At 69.5% G+C, this 22,312-nt stretch carries 20 protein-coding genes and 2 pseudogenes; 16 read left to right on the forward strand and 6 right to left on the reverse strand.

Annotated features, from left to right (window positions below; translation table 11 throughout):
* Nucleotides 1-4 precede the first annotated feature (4 nt).
* Complete coding sequence (locus OEB96_RS15590; protein ID WP_266216624.1) at nucleotides 5-802, reverse strand: coiled-coil domain-containing protein; 798 nt, start codon at nucleotides 800-802, stop codon at nucleotides 5-7.
* 213 nt (nucleotides 803-1,015) lie between these two features.
* On the opposite strand from OEB96_RS15590, the gene galE reads away from it, so the two are divergent.
* The 7 genes from galE (at nucleotide 1,016) to OEB96_RS15625 (ending at nucleotide 6,650) form a co-directional block, all read left to right on the forward strand.
* Nucleotides 1,016-1,993: a UDP-glucose 4-epimerase GalE gene (gene galE, locus OEB96_RS15595; RefSeq protein WP_266216625.1), complete on the forward strand. Its 978-nt coding sequence runs from the start codon at nucleotides 1,016-1,018 to the stop codon at nucleotides 1,991-1,993.
* A 73-nt stretch (nucleotides 1,994-2,066) separates the two neighbouring features.
* Entirely contained in the window at nucleotides 2,067-2,939 is an 873-nt protein-coding gene (gloB, locus tag OEB96_RS15600; protein ID WP_266216626.1) for a hydroxyacylglutathione hydrolase, read from the forward strand.
* A 147-nt stretch (nucleotides 2,940-3,086) separates the two neighbouring features.
* The gene (locus tag OEB96_RS15605) at nucleotides 3,087-3,986 is read left to right on the forward strand and encodes a DUF1295 domain-containing protein (RefSeq protein WP_266216628.1); all 900 of its coding nucleotides are present in this window, start codon (nucleotides 3,087-3,089) and stop codon (nucleotides 3,984-3,986) included.
* A gap of 34 nt (nucleotides 3,987-4,020) precedes the next feature.
* The gene (locus OEB96_RS15610) at nucleotides 4,021-4,707 is read left to right on the forward strand and encodes a hypothetical protein (RefSeq protein ID WP_266216629.1); all 687 of its coding nucleotides are present in this window, start codon (nucleotides 4,021-4,023) and stop codon (nucleotides 4,705-4,707) included.
* Between the two features lie 59 nt (nucleotides 4,708-4,766).
* Nucleotides 4,767-5,480, forward strand: coding sequence for a peptidylprolyl isomerase (locus OEB96_RS15615; RefSeq protein WP_266216630.1), 714 nt, complete (start codon nucleotides 4,767-4,769; stop codon nucleotides 5,478-5,480).
* A gap of 1 nt (nucleotide 5,481) precedes the next feature.
* Complete coding sequence (locus OEB96_RS15620) at nucleotides 5,482-5,952, forward strand: YybH family protein (protein ID WP_266216632.1); 471 nt, start codon at nucleotides 5,482-5,484, stop codon at nucleotides 5,950-5,952.
* Between the two features lie 101 nt (nucleotides 5,953-6,053).
* Nucleotides 6,054-6,650, forward strand: coding sequence for a hypothetical protein (locus OEB96_RS15625; RefSeq protein WP_266216633.1), 597 nt, complete (start codon nucleotides 6,054-6,056; stop codon nucleotides 6,648-6,650).
* 14 nt (nucleotides 6,651-6,664) lie between these two features.
* Here the strand turns inward: OEB96_RS15625 and OEB96_RS15630 are convergent, their stop codons facing one another.
* Nucleotides 6,665-6,919: a hypothetical protein gene (locus OEB96_RS15630; protein ID WP_266216635.1), complete on the reverse strand. Its 255-nt coding sequence runs from the start codon at nucleotides 6,917-6,919 to the stop codon at nucleotides 6,665-6,667.
* A 74-nt stretch (nucleotides 6,920-6,993) separates the two neighbouring features.
* Here OEB96_RS15630 and OEB96_RS15635 point away from each other — a divergent pair, with 74 nt between their 5' ends.
* From OEB96_RS15635 to OEB96_RS15660, 6 genes and pseudogenes are all read left to right on the forward strand, one after another.
* Complete coding sequence (locus OEB96_RS15635; RefSeq protein ID WP_266216637.1) at nucleotides 6,994-7,542, forward strand: hypothetical protein; 549 nt, start codon at nucleotides 6,994-6,996, stop codon at nucleotides 7,540-7,542.
* A gap of 905 nt (nucleotides 7,543-8,447) precedes the next feature.
* Nucleotides 8,448-9,284, forward strand: a pseudogene (locus OEB96_RS46665) (serine/threonine protein kinase); the annotation flags it as partial.
* A gap of 1,257 nt (nucleotides 9,285-10,541) precedes the next feature.
* Nucleotides 10,542-11,393: a tetratricopeptide repeat protein gene (locus OEB96_RS15645; protein ID WP_266216640.1), complete on the forward strand. Its 852-nt coding sequence runs from the start codon at nucleotides 10,542-10,544 to the stop codon at nucleotides 11,391-11,393.
* Nucleotides 11,394-11,467: 74 nt separating this feature from the next.
* Complete coding sequence (locus tag OEB96_RS15650; protein WP_266216641.1) at nucleotides 11,468-13,303, forward strand: ABC transporter substrate-binding protein; 1,836 nt, start codon at nucleotides 11,468-11,470, stop codon at nucleotides 13,301-13,303.
* Nucleotides 13,304-13,312: 9 nt separating this feature from the next.
* Nucleotides 13,313-14,176: a hypothetical protein gene (locus OEB96_RS15655; RefSeq protein ID WP_266216643.1), complete on the forward strand. Its 864-nt coding sequence runs from the start codon at nucleotides 13,313-13,315 to the stop codon at nucleotides 14,174-14,176.
* Nucleotides 14,177-14,300: 124 nt separating this feature from the next.
* Nucleotides 14,301-15,581: a penicillin-insensitive murein endopeptidase gene (locus OEB96_RS15660; protein WP_266216644.1), complete on the forward strand. Its 1,281-nt coding sequence runs from the start codon at nucleotides 14,301-14,303 to the stop codon at nucleotides 15,579-15,581.
* Between the two features lie 23 nt (nucleotides 15,582-15,604).
* On the opposite strand, the gene OEB96_RS15665 is transcribed toward OEB96_RS15660, so the two are convergent.
* Both OEB96_RS15665 and OEB96_RS15670 read right to left on the reverse strand, forming a co-directional pair.
* The gene (locus OEB96_RS15665) at nucleotides 15,605-16,183 is read right to left on the reverse strand and encodes a transglycosylase SLT domain-containing protein (RefSeq protein WP_266216646.1); all 579 of its coding nucleotides are present in this window, start codon (nucleotides 16,181-16,183) and stop codon (nucleotides 15,605-15,607) included.
* Nucleotides 16,184-16,308: 125 nt separating this feature from the next.
* Entirely contained in the window at nucleotides 16,309-16,560 is a 252-nt protein-coding gene (locus OEB96_RS15670) for a hypothetical protein (protein ID WP_266216647.1), read from the reverse strand.
* On the opposite strand from OEB96_RS15670, the gene OEB96_RS15675 reads away from it, so the two are divergent.
* Nucleotides 16,535-17,842, forward strand: coding sequence for an SGNH/GDSL hydrolase family protein (locus tag OEB96_RS15675; RefSeq protein ID WP_266216649.1), 1,308 nt, complete (start codon nucleotides 16,535-16,537; stop codon nucleotides 17,840-17,842). The two genes, OEB96_RS15670 and OEB96_RS15675, sit on opposite strands and share 26 nt — an antisense overlap.
* Here OEB96_RS15675 and OEB96_RS15680 read toward each other — a convergent pair.
* Nucleotides 17,839-18,758 (reverse strand): annotated as a pseudogene (locus tag OEB96_RS15680) (M57 family metalloprotease). The gene OEB96_RS15675 and the pseudogene OEB96_RS15680 sit on opposite strands and share 4 nt — an antisense overlap.
* A 193-nt stretch (nucleotides 18,759-18,951) precedes the next feature.
* Here OEB96_RS15680 and OEB96_RS15685 point away from each other — a divergent pair.
* Entirely contained in the window at nucleotides 18,952-20,304 is a 1,353-nt protein-coding gene (locus OEB96_RS15685) for a hypothetical protein (protein WP_266216651.1), read from the forward strand.
* A gap of 34 nt (nucleotides 20,305-20,338) precedes the next feature.
* Entirely contained in the window at nucleotides 20,339-21,049 is a 711-nt protein-coding gene (locus OEB96_RS15690) for a hypothetical protein (protein WP_266216653.1), read from the forward strand.
* 282 nt (nucleotides 21,050-21,331) lie between these two features.
* Here the strand turns inward: OEB96_RS15690 and OEB96_RS15695 are convergent, their stop codons facing one another.
* On the reverse strand, nucleotides 21,332-22,279 hold the full coding sequence (locus tag OEB96_RS15695) for a sigma-70 family RNA polymerase sigma factor (protein WP_266216654.1): 948 nt from the start codon (nucleotides 22,277-22,279) through the stop codon (nucleotides 21,332-21,334).
* Nucleotides 22,280-22,312: the final 33 nt, after the last annotated feature.

Raw genomic sequence — 22,312 nt, forward strand, 5'->3', positions numbered from 1 at the left:
CGACTCAGGGGCTGCTGCGGCGGTTCGAAGAGATCCCTGCGAGCGGGTCCTTGGTGTCGCTGTCGAAGACGAGCGCGGGCCGGGTACGCGTGGGCTTGGTGGTCGTGGTGTCGTCAGTGGGCTTGGGCTTGGGCTTGGAGCGCGAGCCGGGGCGCTGCTTGGGCTGCTTGCCGCGCGCCTTCTCGTTGGTGTCGAGCTTGGCCTGAACCGCCTCGAGCTGCTTCTCGAGCGCCTCCTCGGCGGTGGCATCGCCCTTGGCCGCGGCGAGCTGCGCCTCGAGTGCCTTGCGATCCGCCTCGAGCTCGGCCTGCTCCGCCTCGAGCGCCGTGAGCCGATCGGCCACCGCCTCGATGGCGCGCACCTGCTCGGCCGCAGCCTGCTGGCGCCACGTCTGCTCGCGATCCGCTCGCGCTTGGCCCTGCCAGATCATCGCGCCCGTACCGAGCAAACCCAGCAGCAGCGCGGGCACCACCGCCAGGGGCCAGCGCGGCCGCGCCTGGCGCTCGCTCATGCGCACCTGGTGCTGCAGCCACATCTGCTCTTGCTGCAAGCGGGCGTCGTGCTCGGCACGCGCACGCGCCTCGGCCTCCATGATCCGCAGGCGATCCTCGCGCTCGCGCTCGCGCCGAGCCTCGCGCTCGGCCTCGAGGCGCGCGGCTTGCTCGGCTGCGGCGTGCTCGGCCTGCTCGCGCAGCCGCTGCTCTTCGCGCTCACGGGCCACACGCTCGGCTTCGGCGGCCTGCAATCGCGCCTGCTCCTCGAGCCGAACTCGTTCGGCCTCGAGCTCGTGCAACTCGGACAACGCGATCAAACCGGAGCTATCGGACTTCCTCATGACGCCCCGTTTGCACGCACGGGATCGCGATCGGTTCCAGCCGGTGAGCAACTCCTTGCACGGTGATGCGATTGAAACGATCCCCTGTCCTCGTGCGTAGTGGGTCTTCTGGCCACGTCCGGGACCTCCCCACACGAGGCTCGTCGGACCACGGCAGCGGGCTGCTACGATGCGGCTCGCATGAAGATCTTGGTCACCGGAGGTGCAGGCTACATCGGCAGCGTGACCGTCGAGCAGCTCGTGACATCGGGCGCCGAGGTGGTGGTGCTCGATGATCTCTCGCTCGGTCATCGGGCAGCGGTGCATCCGTTGGCCCGGCTCGAGGTGGGTACGCTGGCCGATCGCTCGACGGTGGACGAGGTGCTCGCCCGGCATCGCCCCGATGCCGTGATGCACTTTGCCGCCCGCTCGCAGGTGGGAGAGTCGATGCGGGCGCCGTTTCGCTACGTGGGCGACAACGTCACGCAGGGACTCACCCTGATCGAGAGCATGGTCGAGCACGGGGTGATGCGCTTCATCCTGTCGTCGACGGCCGCGCTGTTCGGCGAGCCCACCAAGATCCCCATCGACGAGGACGAGCGCATCGTACCGGGGAGCCCCTACGGGGAATCCAAGCACATGCTCGAGCGCATCCTGGAGTGGACGTCACGGATCCATGGCATGCGCCATGCCACGCTGCGCTACTTCAATGCCGCGGGCGCCAGCGAGGAGCGCGGCGAGCACCACGATCCGGAGACGCACCTCATTCCCCTGGTGCTGCAGGTGGCGCTGGGCAAGCGCGAGGTGATCACCGTGTTCGGCGACGACTACCCCACGCGCGACGGGACCTGCATCCGCGACTACATCCACATCATCGACCTGGCCCAGGCCCACATCCTCGCGCTGCGAGCGCTCGACGAGGGCAACCGGATCTACAACCTCGGCAACGGGCAGGGGTTCTCGGTGATGGAGGTGATCGAGACGGCGCGGGCGGTGACCGGGCACGCGATTCCCCACGTGCTGGGAGCGCGCCGGCCGGGAGACCCGGCGGCGCTGACGGCCGACAGCCGCAAGATCAAGGCCGAGCTCGGGTGGGAGCCGCGGTTTCCCGAGCTGCGGGCGATCGTGGACAGCGCCTGGCGGTGGCACCAGAAGCACCCGCAGGGGTATGCGGAGTAGCGAGCCGCCCGAAGACCCCACGATGAAAACGAGGTGGTCTCTTCCGTCGTGACGCGGCATGGTAGCCACGCCCATGCAGCACGTCGTCACCCGCCCCACCCCGCCGTTCTCGTCCGCCGACGGGCGCCTGACCGTGCATCAGGTGCCCGCGTGGGTCGACAACCTGATCTGGTTGATCGTGTGCAACGAGACCGGGGAGACGGCCGTCGTCGACGGACCCGAGGCGGGCCCGGTGCTCGACTACTGTGCCGCCCACGGGCTGCGGCTGACGACGATCCTCAACACCCACACCCACGGCGACCACATCGGCATCAATCACGATCTGCAGCGGCGCGGCAAGCTCGAGGGGCTGGTGGTCGTGGGCCCGAGCCGGCGTGCCGCCGACGTGCCGGGCCTGACCCGCGGGGTCGACGACGGCGACACCGCTCGGGTCGGCGCGGTGGAGGGTCGCGTGATGCTCACCGAGGGCCACATCGACGGGCACGTGTCGTACGTGTTCGGCGACCTGCTGCTGTGCGGTGACACCCTGTTCGCGGGCGGATGTGGGCGGCTGTTCGACGGTCCCCCCGCCAAGATGCACGACAGTCTGCGGCGCCTGGCTGCGCTGCCCGAGCCCACCCGGGTGTGCTGCGCCCACGAGTACACACAGGACAACCTGCGCTTTGCGTGGTCGCTCGAGCCGGGCAACGAGGCGCTGGCCGAGCGGATCCGCGACGCATGGGCTCTGCGGGCCGAGGGTGGCTGCACCGTACCCTCGACGATCGGGCTCGAGCGCGCGACCAATCCGTTCCTGCGAGGGAATGCACCGGAGCTGCTCGCCTCGCTGCGAGCCGCCGTGCCCGGCGTCCCGCTCGACGAGCCAGTCGAGGTGTTCGCGGCCACGCGCCGGCTCAAGGACCTCGGCGACTACAAGCAGCGTGGCGACGAGGGCCTGCCGCTCTCGTGACCGCCTTCGCACTGGGGTGAGGAGCCACGGATTCTACGGAGCGTAGTCCTCGTCATCGTCGCCCATTGCAGGCGGAAAGCGGGCGCCGCCACCCGGTCCTACCGGGGGAGGCGCGAAGGCCGATCACGACGTACCCTTGGCGGCGACATGAGCAGCTCTGGGGCGTCCGCACGCCGACGTGGCATCACCATCGTGACCTTCGCCTACCTCTCCGCCGCGCTGGCGGCATGGGCCGTGGTGCAGCTGCTGCCCGCGAGCTGGCATCCGCTCACGGTGGTGGCCATCGCCGACGTGGTCGCGACCTTGGTGGTGTTCGGGTGGAGCGTCGCCCACGACAACAGCAGCATGTACGACCCCTACTGGAGCGTGGCCCCGCTGCTCATCGGTCCCTGGCTGGCCCTGCGCCCCGAGGCCGCCAGCGCGGTGGGCCTGCGCCAGCTCCTGGTGCTCGCGATCCTGTTCGCCTGGGGCCTGCGGCTGACCTTCAACTGGCTGCGAGGCTGGCAGGGCATGCGCCATGAGGACTGGCGCTATGCGGATCTGCGCAGGAGCACGGGGCGCCTCTACTGGCTGGTGAGCCTGCTCGGCCTGCACCTGATGCCCACCGCGATGGTGCTGGGCGGGTGCCTGTCCCTTTGGCCCGCGCTCGTGCTCGGCTCCGCGCCGCTCGGCTGGCTCGACGGCCTCGCGGTGCTGCTCGGCGTGGGCGCCGTGGCCTGTGAGACGGCCGCCGACCGGCAGCTGCACGAATTCCGCCGCCGCCGGCCTCCCCCGGGCACCATCCTCTCCGAGGGCCTTTGGGGCTGGTCGCGGCACCCCAACTACTTCGGCGAGATCATCCTTTGGTGGAGCATGTTCGCGTTTGGCCTCGCCGCGGCTCCCGGCACGTGGTGGCCGGTGACCGGGCCCGTGGCGATCACGCTGCTGTTCGTCTTCATCAGCATCCCGCTCATCGAGCGGCGCATGCGAGCCCGACGCTCGGGCTGGGACGCCCACTGCCGCCGCGTATCGGTGCTCGTGCCGTGGCCGCCGCGCGCGCGCCGTTGACACTGCGGCGCGGGCCCGGCTAGCGTGCTCGAGCGTGAGGACGAAGGGGCACCCGACCACCACGCGAGCCACCGTGGCGGCGATGTGGCTGATGCTCGGCTGTCGACCCACGGCGTCGACCGATCCCAGCGGTTCGTCCGAGGATCCGGAGCCCGCGACCACCGCGACCGCCCATGTGGGCAGCTCGTCCGCCTCGTCGTCGAGCGAGAGGCCCACCGAGCCCACCGAGGGTGCGCCCGACCGCGAGCCCGACTCGTTGCCCGACACCTGCACCATCGAGCTCGAGCTCGTCGAGCCCACCGGAGCGAGCGGCAAGGGCAAGTCCGACGTCAGCAACGCCGAGGCCAAGGACGACGCGTGGGCGCAGGCCTGCGCCGCCCTCCAGCACAGCCACGGGGTCGACTGCCACGATGCCGACCGCGTGGGCACGATCAAGGAGGCCTCGCAGAGCATCCAGGCCCGGCGTGGCGACGGCCGGCACCAGAACAGCTTCCGCTACGAGGTCGAGCTCGGGCTGCGTCGGCGAGCCAAGGGTTTTGGCGACGCGCCCGGTGATCGGCAGGAGGCCTGCCGCCGCGCCAAGGATCACGCGTGCCAGGAGCTGGTCGGGAGCCCTTGCCCCGCGACCGGCCTGCGGGTGCTCTCGGTCGATGGGCGCCCCCCGAGCGCGGCCGCCGTGGAGCCGCGGCCGACCACCGTGGCTCCTCGACCCACCATTTGAGCGGCCATCGACGTGGGGCCCATTGGCATGGAGCCCGGCTCTGCTATGGTCGCGCCGCCATGCGAATCGCCCCTGCGCTCGCCATCCTCGTCCTCGGCTGCTCGCTCGGCTGCACCGGCAAGCGGGCCCCTCAGGCCAACGACGGCAAGTCCGTCGCGCAGCCCGCCCAGCCCGCGGAGGGTCCTGCCACGCCCAGCCCTGCGCTGACCGATCCCTCGCTTGCCACCAAGCAAGCGCCCGAGGAGTACAAGGTCGCGCTCGAGACCAGCAAGGGCGACGTCATCATCGCGGTGCACCGCAGCTGGGCCCCGCAGGGCGCCGATCGCTTCTACAACCTGGTGGAGATCGGGTTCTTCGACGAGGTCAAGTTCTTCCGCGCCATCGACGGCTTCATGGTCCAGTTCGGCATGAACGGCGACCCGACCGTCACCCAGGCCTGGAACGCCTACCCGATCCAGGACGACCCCGTGAAGGAGTCGAACAAGCGCGGGTACGTGACGTTCGCCAAGAAGAACAACCCCAACTCGCGCACCACCCAGGTGTTCGTCAACTACAAGGACAACGCGATGCTCGACGGCATGGGCTTTGCGCCGTTCGGCGAGGTGGTGCAGGGCATGGAGGTCCTCGACGGTCTCTACAAGGACTACGGCGAGGGCCCTCCCAAGGGCACCGGCCCCAACCAGATGTTGATCGAGCGCGAGGGCAACACGTACCTCGAGCGCGAGTACCCCAAGCTCGATGGGGTGAAGAAGGCCACCATCGTCGAGGGGTAGCGTGAGGCTCGCTTCGCGGCTGCTCGTCCTCGGTGCGCTCGCGCCAGCGCTCGGCGGCTGTCCCCAGCCGTCCGCGCGACCCGATCGGCCCAGCGCGCAGGACGAGACGGAGATCCGCGCGGTGCTCGAGCGCCAGAAGGACGCGTGGAACCGCGGTGACATCCACGCGTTCATGGCCGGCTACCACCGCATGCCCGACATCGTGTTCACCTCGGGCGGCAACGTCCGGCGCGGATGGGACCAGACGCTCGCGGCCTACGAGAAGAAGTACGTGGCCGGCAACGCGATGGGGCACCTGGAATTCCGCGACGTGACGCTGCAGCCGGTGGGCGCCGACGGTGCAGTGGCGCTGGGAACCTGGGAGCTGACCGAGACTCCGCAAGCCGCCAAGGGCGTGTTCTCGCTGGTGTTCGCGCGGGTCGGGGGGCAGTGGGGGATCGTGCACGACCACAGCTCGGCGGCGGGGTCGTAGGGCTGGACCCTCCAGTTCCCGAACGAGCGCCATCGGTCGTGACTTCGGGGCACTCCCAGCCCAGCCTTGTCCACGGCCGCTCATCGCGCGACGATGGTGGCATGGTCTCATCCTTCTTTCGCTCGTCGTTCGCCCGTGCCCTTGCCCTGCTGCTTGCCCTCCCCCTCGCCTGTGGCGACGACGACGGAGAGGCCAGCGAGAACGAGTCCGTCGAGCACGACAACGGCTGGGCCACCCGGGGCATGAGCGACAGTGCCACCAGCACCTCCACCACCGAGACGAGCACGACCGCCTCGACCTCCGGCTCCGACTCCACCGCGGCCGCATCCTCCACCGCGGCCGAGGGCAGCACCGGCCCAGGCGAGCCGGTGCCATGCACCGAAGAGCTCACCTGCAACCCGGGAATGATCTGCGTGCTGCCCTGCTGCGGCGGGCCTGCCCCCGGCTGCTACTCGGTGGAAGCCGGGCGGACCTGCTTCCCCGGAGACACCCCCATCGAGGATGGCTCCTGCTGTCGCAACGATCCCGATCCGGCGGCCTGCATGATGATGCAGTGGTGCTTTCCTGGCCCGTGCACGGCAGATCCTCCGTTCTGCACGCCGAGGGACACGATCACCTGCAACGGCACGTCGTGCGATGCCCCCGATGGCTGCTACGGCCAGCTCACCAACGACCAGCTGCAGTGCAGCTGCAAGTAGGCCGCTTCGCGCGGCTACATGTCCACTTCGTGCACCCGAAACCCGGTCACGTCGTGCGCTCGATCGAGCGCGCCCTGCAAGAAGCCCTTGTCGCGCTGCGCGACGGCCACCAGGCGCACGTTGGGATCGTCGGGCACGCCCTCGAACCCCACCGCCCGCGCCTCGGCCGGCGTCATCACCTGCGCTCCGGTCTCCTCGAGGAGCTCCGCGCTGAGGAAGTCGTCGCCGCTGCGGGCGGCCGCGAGGTGGACCTCGAAGACGATGATCATCCGCCACAGCATCGCGCCCCCGGACCCCGACCACAAGCGGCCCCGTCCGCTCGAATTTGCTAGGCTGAGCGGCGATGCTGATCGCGTGTCCCGAGTGTGCACACGAGGTCTCCGACCGCGCGGCGGCCTGCCCCAAGTGCGGCTTCCCGATCGCCGAGCACGTGGCCGAGCAGCGGGCGAGCGAAGCGGCCGAGCACGAACGCACGACCCGCCGGCGCACCGACGCGCACACCGACTGCGCTCCCTGCCAGGGACGCGGCTTCGTGATGTTCGAGTGGACCGATGACGACGGCACCAGCAAGCAAGGCTTCGACTGGTGCGTGCGCTGCAAGGAGACCGGACGCCTGCCGGTGGTGCACAGCGCGGCCGGCTACTTCGCGGTGGCCATCGAACACGTCGAGGCCTTCATCGGCGGGGAGATCGGCTCGGACTCGCCCCATGTGACCTCGCTGGGTCCCGATGCCCCGCCGCCGCCGAGCTATCCCGCGGCTGGGCCCGCGGCTGGGCCCGCGGCTGGGCCCGCGGCTGGGCCCGCGGCTGGGCCCGCGGCCGGGCCTCCCGCTGAGCCTCCCGCGGGGCCATCCTCGGAACCACCCGCGGGCGGTGGCTCGAGCCAGTCGTAGCGCTCGACCACTCGCATCTGCCCCTCGGGGAAGTCCACCGTCTGCTCCCGCCGGATCGGCAGGCCCCCGGGATCAGTCCAGAGCGTCGCTCGCCCCGACGGCTGCCCGGACACGATCAACCCAAAGCCCAGACCCTCGCCGTCCACCCAAACATGGTCGACCGTCTGGACCCACTCGTCGACGCCACCCTCTGCATGATCGGGCCCCGCTCCCGCAACCAAGCGAGCCACGTTGTGCAACACGCCCATTCGGGTCCAGCCGATCACCAACGCCCCCTCGAGCTCGACCGGACGCGACAGGTGGAGGGCGGGCGCCTCCCGCGGGCCGGCGTGTAAGCGATCTCCTTCGGTCCACAGCCGAACGTCGTGTTCGACGTCACCGAAGCGACCCACGACGGAGAGCTCGACGTCTGCTCCGATCGAGACCTCGCCCGTCATGTCGGCCTCGAAGGCCCCCTCCGATGTCACATGGAAGCGAAGCCGCCACGGTGGACGAAGGAGCCGCTGCTCTAGCTCCAGGAACGCCGTTTCTGGAGCCTCGAGGGGCGCTTCGGGCGCGGCCGAGGCGGGTGGCGCCGAGATCGCCGTGGGTGGCTCGGGTGGGCGTGCGCACCCCCAAGCCAGAATCCACGCTGATCCGATCACGGCACCAGGAACGCTTGGTCTCGGCACGAGACCAGTCGTACCACGGACCACGAGGGACCAGAACGAAGGGCCATCGGGAGTCGCCCTCGGGATGATATCGTGTCATCCGACGCACGGGCCCGCGACGCTCCCTTCGGCAACTCGATCACCTAGACCCATCTCGCCCCCGAGCGCGTCCCTCCTTGCGCCTGCCAGCGCACGTGCTGTAACCACGAACGCCGAGCCCGTCTCGCGACCGCCTCCCGACCGTCGGCCCGCGCCATGAGTCAGACCAGCAAAGTCCTCCACCCACCCGCGGACCCCCTCATCGGCCACGCGTTGGGTGGCAAGTACGTCATCAAGCGCATGATCGGTCGTGGTGGCGTGGGGTTGGTCTACCTCGCCGATCAAAACGATCTCGATCGCGAGGTGGTCGTCAAGGTGCTCGCGCCCAACTGGGTGGACGACGACGAGGCCCTCGCCCGCTTCGAACGCGAGGCCCGGCGCCTCTCCGGACTCAAGCACCCCAACATCGTCACCATGCTCGACTTCGGCAAGGAAGGCCGCCGTGCCTACCTCGTCATGGAGTACCTGCAAGGCGAGGCGCTGTCGGACTACGTCGAGCAAAAGGGCCGGCTCACCCTCGAGGAGTTCGTGCCCATCGCGGCCCAGATCCTCAAGGGCATCGGCCACACCCACTCGCGCGAGATGATGGTGCGGGACATCAAGCCCGCCAACATCATGCTGTGCATCCGCAAGGGGCGCGCAAACTTCGTCAAGATCCTCGACTTCGGCCTGGCCAAGCTCACCAAGGGCGAGCAGGCGATCACCGAGGAGCACGTGATGGGCACGGTCGGCTACCTCTCGCCCGAGCAGATCCGGGGCGACGAGATCGACCTGCGCGTCGACGTCTACGCGCTCGGCGTGCTGTTCTACTACATGCTCAGCGGCCACCTGCCGTTCGAGGGCGACAACAACGCGACCGTCTTCTACAAGACGATCAACGAGCCACCACGCCGCCTGAGCGATCTGCTGCCCGAGGGACACGACATCCCCGAGGGGCTCATCGAGCTCGTGCACTCGTGCCTCGAGAAGGACCGCGAGGATCGTCCGGCCAACGCCGACGAGATCGTCGAGGGCCTCATCGACGTGGTCCCCGCCGCCATGTTCCGCCTGCCGCGGGCCGAGACGTCGCGGCACGGCATCCCCTCGGCCACGCCGCCCGGCCACGGCAACACCGGGATGATGGAGCTGCTCGGCACCGAGGTCAGCCCCAGCGCTCGCCACTCGGTCGACACCGGCGGCATCACTCTCAACGAGCCACGCGACCGCGACACCGGCACCGGTGGCTCCGGCCCCCTGCTCGGCGCGGGCCTGACGGGGCGCCCCGACACCGGCGAGGTCGGCACGATCCCGATGATGGCCGGCCAAACCGGGGCCCACACGGGTGCGCACGCCGGCATGCAGCCCGCGTCCACCGGCCGCACCGCGATGTTCATGCTGGCGGGTGCATTGCTCGCCGTGCTCGGCGGCGGCGTGGCGGTCTGGGCGATGATGGGCAAGGACGGCAGCTCGACGGCGCCTTCTACGGATGCAGGAGCGACCGCCCCGGCTGCGGCCGTGGGTACGCCAGCGGCCGAGGTCGACCCCAAGGTCGTCGAGGCTGCGCTGGCCAAGGCCGATCGCTTGATCGCCGAGAGCGAGTTCGACGAGGCCACCGCCACCCTCGATGGCGTTCGCGGCCTCACCCAGGCGCTGCCGACCCTCGCCGGCCGCATCGAGCGCGCCGACCAGAAGATCGCGATCGGCCGGCTGATGGCAGCGGGCAGCAAGTTCGAGGACGAGGGCAAGCGGGACGCCGCCACCGAGGCCTATCGCGACGCCCTGGAGCTCGACCCGTCGTACATGCCGGCACGCGAGGCGCTGGCGCGGCTCGGGCTCGACGCCGGCCCGGCTCCTGCCGGGAGCCCCGCCGAGAACCCCGCCGGGAGTCAGGACGAGTCCGCTGGCTCCAAGCCCTCGAGCGCCAAGAAGCCCAGTTCGGGCGGCAAGAGCAGCAAGGGCGGCAAGAGCAGCAAGGGCAGCAAGAGCGACGAGCCCAAGCCCGAGACCACGACCGACCCCGAGCCCAAGAGTCCGGCCAAGAGCAACCCCTTCCTGCCCACCAAGAAGGACGACAAGAAGTCCGGCCCCTTCCTCCCGACCAAGGATGGCTAGAGCGAGGGGCTCGGGCTCGTCGGATGGACATGGAGCGAGCAAGCGGTAGGGCCCCGGTGAGGAAATCTGGGCTGCTCGGGACGCGCCAAGCCTGATAGAATCCAGGGTTGGTCCATGTCGATTCGGAATTCCCGTCGCTCCCTCGTGCACTCCTGGCTCGTGTCGACCGTATCGGTTGGCCTCGCGTTCGGCATGGCGCTGGCCCCCAGCACCCCCGTGCTCGCGGCCGCCACCAGCGCGCACGCGATCGGTCCCGAGGGTGATCCCGAGGAGCTCTCGGCCCAGGCCGTCGAGCGCTTCCAGGCCAAGGACTACGACGGTGCCGTGTCGCTGTTCCAGCAGGCCTACGCCATCGATCCCCAGCCCAACTACCTGTTCAACATCGGACGCGTCTACGAGGAGAAGGGCGATCTCGAGAACGCGGTCGTCTACTACCAGAAGTTCGTGGGCCAGTCGGGCGTCGACCTCGAGTCGCGTCAAGCGGCCACCGAGCGCCTCAAGGTGCTGCGCGAGGCCCTTGCCCAGCTCGAGTCCAACAAGGAGCCCGAACCCAAGGACGTCGGGCCAGAGCAGCCCAAGGACGACACGGTCGAGCCGGTGCCGGACGAGCAGGACCAACCCCCGGTGGTGGACGAGGAGGCGCAGCAGGCGGCCAAGCGCAAGAAGACCCTGCGGATCACGGGCTATGCGCTGATGGGCGTGGGTGGAGCGGCGCTCGTCGTCGGCGGCGTGCTGGGAGGCCTGGCGTCGAGCAACGTCGCCGATGCCAACGCCGACGAGTTCGTCGATCGGACGCTCGCCTTTCGCGACAAGGCACGTCGTCAGGCGGCCGGAGCCGATGCGATGTTCATCACGGGCGGCGTGCTGGCGGTGACCGGCGTTGCGCTGGTGCTGGCCACCCTCGGAGGCAAGAAGTCCAAGAAGGCGGGAGGCGACGTGGCCCGCCGCACGGCGTGGTCGCCCGTGGTTGGCCCCGAGCGGGTCGGTGTGGGCCTCACGCATCGGTTCTAGCTGCGCCAACGCCTCTGGCACCGGCGCTTGGTTCGAACGCGATCCTCGAGCGGAGGACGAAGGAAGTCATGACCATGCAACATAACTCCCCGGTCACTGCCCGCATGGTGCGGCGAGCAGCCCTCGGCATCACCCTCGGGCTCCCGCTGGGCACGGCCTGCAGCCTCGTGCTCGATCTCGACGATGCGGTGTCGTGCACGAGCGACGACGAGTGTCGCTACACGACCGGGCAAGGAACCTGCGTGGACGGCTTTTGTCAGCCGGGCAACGCCGACGAGACCGGCGACCCCAGCACCGGGGTCGGCCCCACGACCGTGGCTCCGACCAGCACCGGTCCGGACGAGGAGACCACCAGCACCACCGGGATCGACACCGACACCGAGGGCTCCACCTCGACCGGTCCGGTGAGCTGTTCGCTCAACTCCGACTGTGGAGACACCGAGCGCTGCAGCGACGACGGGATCTGCGTGAGCCTGCTGTCGGCCCAGTGCGACACCGTGCAGTGGCCCGACGGCGAGCGCGACGACGTGGTGTTCCTGGGCTCGATCATGCCCACCGCGGGCATCTTCGCGGAGCTGGTGCAGCCGCTCGAGAACGCCACCCAGCTCGCCATCGAGGACTTCAACGACCACGCGAGCCTGCCGGGCGGGCGCAAGGTCGCCTGGGTGAGCTGTGACTCGAGCGCTGGCGCCAGTGCGGCCGAGATGGCCGCGGAGCACCTGCGCGACGTGGCAGGAGTCCCCGCCATCGTGGGCCCGGTGTTCTCCGAGGCGGTGCGTCAGGTCGCCGAGGAGGTCACGGTTCCCGCCGACATCTTCGTCATCAGCCCCACCGCCAGTGCACCCTCGCTGTCGAACTTCCAGGACGACAACCTGGTGTGGCGCGTGACGCCCAACGACGTGTACCAGGGCAACGCGATCATCGATCGCTTCGCGTTCGACCTGGGCATCGACCCCGTGGCCTCGCGCATCCTGGTGCTCAACAAGGACGACGCCTACGGCAACGAGCTGCGCGACCTCATCGGCTCGGACCTCAGCGCATTCTTCGACAACATCTACTTCGCCAGCTACCCGGGCCCGGAGACGTTTGCGTCGCAGGAAGATCTGCTCAACGCCTACGGCGAGGTGCTCGGCCTCGCGCTGGGGCAGCCGGGCATCGCCCAGAGCGCGGGCGCCCACGACAGCCCCGACGACCACTACACGCACGTCCTCATCATCGGCACCTCGGAGGCCGAGGCGTTCATCGTCAGCTACCTGGGGATCTGGGCCAGCAACTACATGTTCGCCCCGTTCCCGATCATCACCACCAGCCACGGCGCCGTGCCCACGCTCCCGGACATCGTGAGCAACATCGGGACGACCCCCCAGACCATGCCGCTGGTCCCACTCAAGCCGCTGTTGTTCTCGTCGCTGCGCGGGACCTCGCCCAACATCTTCGATCCCGCCAACTTCACCGCGTTCAACATTCGCTACAAGATCCGCTTCAACGACCAGGACGCGCTCACCAGCTCGTCGCTGGGCTACGACGCGGCCATGGCCACCATGTTCGCCATGGCCACCGTGCCCTCGGATCAGACGCTCACGGGCAGCGCAGTCGCAGCGGGCATGGCCAGTCTCAACGATGCCGCGGGTACGCCGATCTCGTTCGGCGCGCCGGTGGCGGTGTTCGTGCAGGATGCGGTCAACGAGCTGACCATGGGCAGCACGGTCGACCTGCAGGGCGTCAGCGGTGCGCTGGACTGGGACCCCGACAACGGCGAGATCCGAGCCGACGTGCTGGGCTGGCGCCTCGGTGGCTCGTCCGACATGCCGGCGCTCGACGCCTACTGCCTCTATTCGCTGTTTCCCGTCCCCATGACCAACGGGACGTGGGTCAGCATCGGCACCGGAATGCCACCCTGCGGCCTGTGAGGCATGCCCATGCACGATCCCACTCACGAGCGCTGGCACTGGATTGCCGGGGCCGCCCTGCTGTGGGTGCCCCTGATGAGCTGCAAGGGCACCGACGAGCCGAGCACCGACGGCGACGGATCGAGCAGCTCGGGCGCAGACACCACGGGCACCACCGTGGTCGCCGACGAGAGCTCCTCGAGCGGACCGGGAGCCACCGGCGGCCTCGACGAGAGCAGCTCTGGTGAGCCCCCGCCCCCCACCGAGGTACGGATCGGCGGAACCATCGAGGACTACTTTGCGATGGGCCCGATCGTCGGCGCGGAGATCTCGGTGCTGGGTCTACCGGAGCTGAGCACCGTGAGCGACGACGAGGGCCTCTGGGAGTTCCCCGACCTGCCCGTGCAGGCGTTCGACCGCTTCGTCGTGGCCGAGACCGACACCTACTGGGGCGCGGTGGTGCCGTTCCAGACCGAGCTGATGGACGTGGACGACTTCGAACTGTCGCAGGTCTCGCTCGACGTCATCGACATCCAGATCACCGCGCTGCAGCTCCAGGAGCCCACGGTGATGGTGGAGGACGACACGGCGGTGTTCCTGGTGGCGCTGAACAACAACCAGGCCACCGGGGCGGTGGTGGAGATCGATCCCCCACCGGCCCCCAATACCTTCTATGCACCCGATCCCACCGGCTCGCCGATCCTCAACGTCAACGAGATCCAGTGGATGATCTACCCGGTGGCGGTGTTCTTCAACCTGCCGCCCGGGCCCGAGGGCACCTACGAGATCACGGTCACCCACCCCGAGCGCGAGTGCACGGTGGACGACCCTCAGCCGCCGACCTTCGGGCGGCACATCAACCTGATCCGGGTCGACTGCCCGCCGCCCGCGTGAGGCGCCGAGGGCCTCGCAGGGCCTCTGGACGACGATCTGGGCCGAATTTCCGGCGGGCCGCCCGAGTTTGGCGGGAAACTTGCGTCGCAGCCCCGGGCAAGTCGACTATCGGGGCCCCGCGACCATGGATCGCCGCGACCACGACGAGGTAGGGGACGACGACGAGCACGAGCTCGATGCGTCCGACGACAGCGCCGCCGCTTCTGCGAGCTCCGATGACGAGGACGCGGAGGACGAGGACGAGGACGACGAGGACGACGACGCGGACGCGGACGACGACGACGCGGACGACACGCATCCTGGTCCATCCGAAGCTCCTCCGGCCAAGCGCCGCTCGCTGGGCCCCACCCTGCTCGTCCTGGGCGGAGGGGTGTGGGCCATCGCGATGGCCCTGCGCCTGGGCGCCCCCGAGCCGGGCCCGAGCCTGAGCGTATCGACCGAGCCAGCCCCGAGCGCCGAGCTCTCGGCCACCCCCGAGCCCGCGATCACCGATCGCGACCCGGAGCCGGGCACGGAAGACGACGACCTGGTGCTCGACCAAGAGCCCGACCCCGAGGCGGCCTCGGCCGATCGGCCCGTCGATGACTACGATCCCCCTCCCCCGCCGCCGCCCGAGGGCTGGGCCACCGATCTCGATCCGCCCAAGAAGGTGACCTACACCATTCGGCACGGCGGCTCGATCAAGAACGTCGCCAACCTCTTCAAGATCTTCCACCACGAGATCACTGCGCTGAACCCGAGCGTGGCGCTCGACCAGTCGCTTCCGCCCAACTCGAAGGTCGTCGTCTACGTGGCCGAAGAGGGCCACGAGAGCGAGTCGGTGGGCATCCCCAGCTCGGGCTCGCTGGAGGGCGGAGTTCCCATGATGGAGGGACCCGGCCGCGTCTTGAAGATGATCCCCTGGAAGTCGTGGGCCACCGAGCACGCGGTGACCCTGCTCGACCAGGTGCTGCGCCGCTGGGCCGAGCGTGGCAAGGACGTGCAGCCCGTGCTCGTGGGCAACATGGCCGCGCGCAAGGGCGGCAAGCTCGACCCGCACAGCACCCACCAGAGCGGGCGCGACGTCGACATCGGCTACATCCAGAAGCTGCCGCCCGGCGAGGAACTCAATTGGCGCGAGATGAACGCCGACAACCTCGACGCGGCCGAGACCTGGGAGCTGCTCAAGCTGCTTCGTTCCACCGGTCAGGTCGAGGTGATCTTCATCGACACGTCGATCCAGAAGCTCCTCTACGAGCATGCGGTCAAGCACGGCACCGTGCCCAAGGGCGAGCTGTCGCGATGGTTGCAGTACCCCAAGGGCAGCAAGGCCCTCGTGCAGCACGTGGCGGGGCACGTGGATCACATCCACGTGCGCTTCGCCTGCCAGCCCCACGAGCGGCGCTGCGAGTCCCGCGGGCTGTGAGGCTCGTCTTGGCGGCGCCGCAATCAGCGAGCGTCGCGAGACTCCCAGCGCTCGCGCATGGCCGCGGCGTAGGCTCGCGTCTCCTCGGGCAGCGGCTGCCCCCCGTCCCACGCCCGCAACACGGCCATGCCGCCGTTGTAGGCCACGGCCAGACGATGCACCGCCTCGCCATCGAGCGCGCGCAGCTCGAGCTCGTCCAGCAGCGCGGCCACATGAGCGCAGCCGAGCTCGAGGTTGCGCGCGGGATCGGACAGCTCCTCGTCGGAAGGCGGCGGCTCGCCTCGATCGCGGGCCACGGCGGCCGCAGTCGCCGGCATCAGCTGCATCAGCCCGCGTGCCCCGGATGGACTCACCGCCTCGGGCCTGCCGCCCGACTCGAGCCACACGACCAGGGCCACGAGGTCCGGCGGCAGCCCGTGCCGCTGTGCCGTGGCGGAGATCTGCGGCCACAAGGCGCGCACGTCCTCGGGCATGGCGAGTCCGCTCGCCCCCGGCGCTGACTCGTCGGCGCTCTGGGCCGACCCAGGGTCGGGCTCGGCAGCGCCATCGGGCGCGAGGGGCTCGGGCTCGGCCGCGGCCGGCGCACAAGCCCACGAGACCATCGAAACCAGCAAGACACAGGCGAAGCGTGGCATCAGGCCCATAGTACGAAGGATGTCGTATAAAGTCAACGAAGAGCTTCGTAGACATGAGTGAAATTGGCCGGTTCGAGACCGCCCCCATTTCATCAGTCAGCGCTATCCTGACCGACGACGGGCGATTCGACGCCCCAAGTCGGCGAGTCGAGCGCGATGCGGCGCCCCATCCCCTCCTTCATTCCCGGATTGGTGTTGCTCGGTACGAGCATGGGCTGCTCGATCGAAGGCAGCCTCAGCATTTCATCGTCTGAAACCGACGTGGGTTCGAGTACCAGTGGATCGAGCACTGATTCAAGCAGCGGAGCCGACTCTTCGGTGACCGGTGCATCGATCGGGACCACGGGCGAGACCGACACGGAGACCGATGGCCTTGGTCCACCTCCGGACCCGCTGCCCTACGAGCCGGCGCGCTATCCCGGCCACCAGACGCACTCGCCGATCACCCCCTACGTCGCCGATCGCATGCGGGAGATCGCGCTGCTCGGCCCCGAGAAGCACGACGACGTCTTCATGAAGATCGGTGCCTCGAGCACGGTCAGCCACAACACGCTCTACTGCTTTGCCGAGGGGCCCTACGACCTCGCGGAGCACGACGAGCTGCAGCCCACGCTCGACTTCTTCCTGGGCGGCGATGCGGCCGGCACCACGCCGTTCGATCGACCGAGCGAAGCGGCTCGGGTGGGGCACCACGCGGGCTGGGCGATCTCGGGCGACCCCTCGCCCATCGACATCGAGGTCGAGCTGCTCTCGCCGCGCCTGGCCCTGGTGCACTTCGGGGCCAACGACATGGGCTGGGGCGAGACCTACGGCGACGCGCTGCTCTACTTCCACTCCAACATGATGATCCTGACCGACGGGCTCATCGATCAGGGAATCGTGCCGATCTTGTTCGGGATCACCCGGCGCGGGGACTATGCATCGGCGCAGCGCTGGGTCGACACCTGGAACGCGACCATTCGCGTGATCGCCCAGGCACGGCAGGTGCCCTACGTGGACCTCTACAACGCGATCGACTGGCTGCCGGGCCACGGCCTGGCGGGCGATGGACTGCACCTCGAGGCGTACTCGGGCGGGGCCTGCATCCTCGACGAGGAGGGCCTGCAGCACGGGTACAACATTCGCAATCTGGTGGCGCTCGAGGTGCTCGATCGGTCGGCGGCCGTGCTGGTGGACGAGGCACCGGGGCTCGAGCCGCCGCAGGATCCGCTGCTGGGCGACGGCACGCCCGAGGCCCCGTGGGTGATCGACCAGCTGCCGTTCGGCGACGTGGTCGACACGGCGCAGCAGGGCCTGCCGTTCATCGACCAGTACACCGGCTGCAACAACACCGCCGACGAGTCGGGGCCCGAGCTGTGGTACCGGCTCGAGCTGACGGAGACCAAGCGGCTGCGCGCCGCCGTGCTCGACATGGAGGGGGTGGACGTCGACGTGCACCTGCTCGACGAGACCGGCACCGCCGAGGGCTGCATCGAGCGCGGGCACCACTTCGTGGAGGGGACGCTCGAGCCGGGCACGTACCACTTCGTGCTCGACTCGTGGGTGAACGACGACGGGGTGGCGCAGGCGGGCGAGGTGCTGTTCGTGCTGCTCGAGTGCGCCGCGGGCGACAGTGCCTGCAATTAGAAGGGCCACGGCAGCTCGTCGGGGTCGATCCCGTAGAGCATGATCAACGCCTCCACGTCGTCGCCGCGGAACTCACCACTGGTGCTCGCGCTGAAGCACGCGGCCATGATCGAGTTGGTCGTCTGGTCGGGCGTGCCCGAGATCTGGACCGCGCCGTCTGCCCCTCGTTGGTGTTCTGCCCGCAGCTCGAGCGCGTCTTCCAGTCGGTGTGCCGAAAGCCTATGGCATGCCCCACCTCGTGGGTGGCCACGTGCTCGTGCACATCGAGGTCATAGCCGGCCAGCCCCGAGTTGAGACGGACCTGGCTATAGGGCGACCCGCCCGAGGGAAAGCCGGCCGAGCCGCCCGCGCCCCCGTTGACCTTGTAGACGAAGATCGAGTAGGTGCAGCCGCTGATCGAGTGCGACAGCCCTCCATTGGCGCCGATCGACGCCTCGCCCACCTTGAAGTCGAGCGCGCTGAGGGTGTTGTTGAAATTGGTCTTCGCGCGGTTGACCCCCACCTCCATGTCGGCCGTGAGCACATAGCTGCTGTAGGCCGCGGCCGCGGTCGTGACCTTGGCCAGGCAGATCGTCGCCTCGTTGTCGTCGAGGAGGTTGGGCGTGCGCCAGTGACGGAAGGACTCGCCCTCTTCCGGCTCGCCCAGCAGCTCCCGCGAAGCCTCCAGCGTGATGTGGGTGTCCCCGTCCACGAACACGCGTGCCTGCACCACGGGCCCCAGCTCGGGATCGATCATCTCCGACTCCCGAACCTCGATGTCCTGCTCCGAGAAGCCCGCCTCGAGCAGGTTCTCGACGATCTCCGCGTTGCGCTCGTCCACGACGAGCTCGTCGTCGTCCGGCGCCACGCAACCCGCCAGCGCCCCAACCATGCACGACACCATCACGATCCCCGAGTCGATCCGCTTGTTCCTCATGATCAGCCATCCCTTCCGTCGCCGGGCTCGCCCGCAACGGGAGGGGAGTTCGGACCTGCGCCGGTTTCATTCAGGCTCTTGCGAAGAAGTTGCCGAGGACCCGCGAGCCGGCGTGAGTCAGGGCGCGCTCGACTCGACCCGAGCACCGTCATACCGCCCGGTGCGGTGACGTATCCTTCCCCGCGTCCCGGCCATGAGCGAAAGCCCACCCAAGCCCGATCTCGCCCCGGAGGACGAGGAGGACGAGGTCCTGCTGCCCCCGCCGCCGGCGCGGGAGTGGCTCTTGTCGCAGCTCGCGGAGCTGGTGCGTGCGCGCGGCGCGGGGCCCTTGGTGGCTGCGCCGCTCGTCGAGCCGATCCCCGAGTACTTCCCCGACCCGTGGGCGGGCGGCGAGCCCAGCGTGCGGCGTCTGGCCCGTCGGCTGCTGCGCTACGCCGGCATCGAGGACGTGCCGGTCGCGGTCACCGTGCTCGACGAGGGCAATGCGATCGCGTCGGGTACGTCGGGGGTCTCGTTCGAGGGGCTCAAGAAGGGCACGCTCGAATTCGCGGTGCAGGCGGCCGCGATGCGCGATCCGATGATCGTGGTGCCGGCCATGGCCCGCGCGGTGGCCGAGGCCTACCGCCGCGTGCACCGGCTGCCCACCGGTGACGGCGCGCCGCACCAGCGCATGGTCGACGTGACGGCGGTGTACCTGGGCTTTGGTCTGCTCACGGCCAACGCGGCCCTGCGCATCGGGGGCAGCGGTGGCGGCTGGGGACGCCGGGGCAATCGCACGCGCACCCGGCTGGGGGTGCTCGATCCGCAGTCGGTGGGCTTCTTGCTCGCGGCCCAGCTGCACGTGCGCGGGCTGAGCGACAAGCAGCACCGTGCCGTGCTGCGCAAGCTCGAGGCCAATCCGGCCGGCTTCGTGCGTGCGGCCGAGCCGGTGCTCGCCCATCTCGAGCCTTCGCTCGCCGAGCGCCTGGGCCTGCCTCCGAGGGGCCAGTGGCCGCCCGCGCCCGACCTCGACGTGCTCACCGGTCCGTTCGAGGACGAGGACGTCGAGGACGAGCCGACCAAGCCCGAGGAGCGCAAGGACGAGGACCGCGGCGTCCAGGGCATGAACGCGGGCAAGCCGGTCTTTCGGGTCGAGCGCAGCAAGGCCCTGCGCCTGGCCAAGATGCTCGCGATGCCCACGGTCATGCTGGGCATGCTCGCGGGGCGCATGCAGATCGGGGTCGACTTCCCCATGTGGCAGGCGGGGGTGGCCGCGGTGGTGCTGGGGGTGCTGGGGTTGAGTGTCGGGCGGATGATCCCCGACCGCCGCTGCTCCGAGCCCAAGTGCGGGACCGCGCTCGATCCCGACATGGAGGTCTGCCCGCTGTGCGGGGGCACGATCGCGGGGGTGATCGGCCACCCGCGCGAGCGCCTCGCTGCGGAGGAAGCGCTCGCCCGCAAGGGTGGGGCGACGGCCGAGGACGACTCCGAGGACGAGGTCCCGGCCAACGACCTGGCCAAGGACCCGGCCTCACCCGATCGCACGATTTCCTCCCGCGCCTCGTAACGGTCGGGGGGGTCCCATCCGTGGAGGGGTCGTCATGAGCAACGAACCCCAGCCCACCTCCTCCCCCACCCCTGGCTCCGAGCGCCGCCTGATGCGCTTGCAGGCGATCTCGGGCCTGGTGTTCTCGGCCTTCCTGCTGCTGCACCTGACCAACGTGATGCTCTCGGCCTTCGGCCCGGGGCTCTACGATGCGTTCCAGATCCGCATCCGCCCGATCTATCAATTCCCGCTCTTCGAGATCGGCGTGCTGATGACCTCGCTGGTGGTGCACATCGCCACCGGGGTGATCCGCCTGCGCCGACGCCCGCGCTCGCGCGGCTTCTGGAAGCTGCCCCTGCGCACGCGACTGCATCGCGCCAGCGCCTACTTCCTGCTGGTGTTCATCGCGGGGCACATCGCCGCCACGCGGCTGCCCTCGCTGCTCGACGGCGTGTGGCTGGGGTTTGCCGGCCTGTCGTACTCGATGGCCTTCCTGCCCCAGTACTTCTATCCGTACTACGTGCTGCTCGGCCTGTGCGGGCTCTACCACGGCGGCTACGGGGCCTACCTGGCGTTGCGTGGCCTGGGGATCCGCTTGCCGTCGATCGCCGCGCTGGGCTTGCGCGTGAAGGTACCGCTGGTGATCGGAGCCGTGCTCATCATCCTCGGGGTGCTGAGCTTCGGCGGGTTGTTCTATCCGATCGCCGATCCCCACCAGAGCGACTTCGCCCGCTGGGCGGCCGAGGTGTTCGGGACGGGGGGATGAAGACGGGCTTGGTCATCGCCGGCGAGCGCGAAGGCATGTCAACACACGCGCGGCGGGTGCAAACTGGCCACTCGCAGCTTGGTGGAGGCTCATCGTGATGGCGGCGTCGAGCGCTCGGCGCTCGTCGTCCGCCAGCAAGTCGTCGTCCTCTTCGTCGACCGGGCGGGCTTGGCGAACAGTGGCCGGCACGCTCATGTGGGGAGCCTATCCCGCCGGTCCTCCGGGGGCAACTGCCGACCGCCAACTGCAGACCCAAGTCCCGCAGGAGGATGAGCCCGATCCTCACGGCTCGGGAAATCGCAGCGCTCGGAGCTTGTCATCGGCGACCACCAGGTGCACGTCGGACACCAACCCCGCCTCGTCGAGATCGAAGGTCATGCACGAGCGCGGGGCATTGCGTGGGCCTCCAGGCGCACTGCACACCAGCACGCCGGGACGCTCGTTGATCCAGCGCAGCTCCACCGCCACCGGCGCCCCACCGCGCTCGAGCACACCGGCGAAGAATCGAGCCACCTTGTCGCGACCGAGCACGGGCTTGAGCGCGGCGTAGTACTGACCGCCCCCGTCCGAGGTCAAGCGCGCGTCCTGAGCCAAGCATGCGGCGATCTGCTCGACGTCGCCGGTGACGAGCACGGCCATGAAGCGCTGCAAGGCGGCCTGGTGCGCGGCGTCGACCTCCGGCGAGGGCGGTCGACGCACCTGCTCGTAGCGCGCCAATGCCTTGCGTGCCCGATGCAGGATCACACGCGCATTCTCGGGCGAGACCCCGAGGATCTCGGCCGTCTCGGGCCCCGAGTAGCCCAGCGCATCGCGCAGCACCAGAGCGGCACGCGGCACCGGATCGAGCGCCTCGAGGGCCCGCAGGAATGCCAGCGAGGCGCTCTCGCGCAGACCATAGCGCACCTCGGCGTCGGGCTCGGACGAGGCGGGCTCGCCGGCGCCGGCAACCGAACGCGAAGGCGAGGTCTCCACCGGCGAGGGCAGCCACGGCCCCACGTAGCTGCGGCTCTTGCGATGACGCAGCGCATCGATGGCCAGGCGCGTGGCCACGCGGGCCAGCCACGGCCGCCACGGACTCTCGGTGTCGGCGGGCGGCTTCTCGAGCGCGCGGGCGAAGGTGTCCTGCACGAGATCCTCGGCATCGGCCGCGCTGCCGGTCATGCGATAGCAAAGGCCCCACAGGTGCTCGCGGTGGCTCGAGAACAGCGCGTGATAGTCGACGGACGCCATGGGATGTTCCGCGATCGGGAGAACCCAAGCGTG

Source organism: Paraliomyxa miuraensis, from assembly GCF_026337845.1.
Taxonomy (GTDB): Bacteria; Myxococcota_A; Polyangia; order Nannocystales; family Nannocystaceae; genus Paraliomyxa; species Paraliomyxa miuraensis.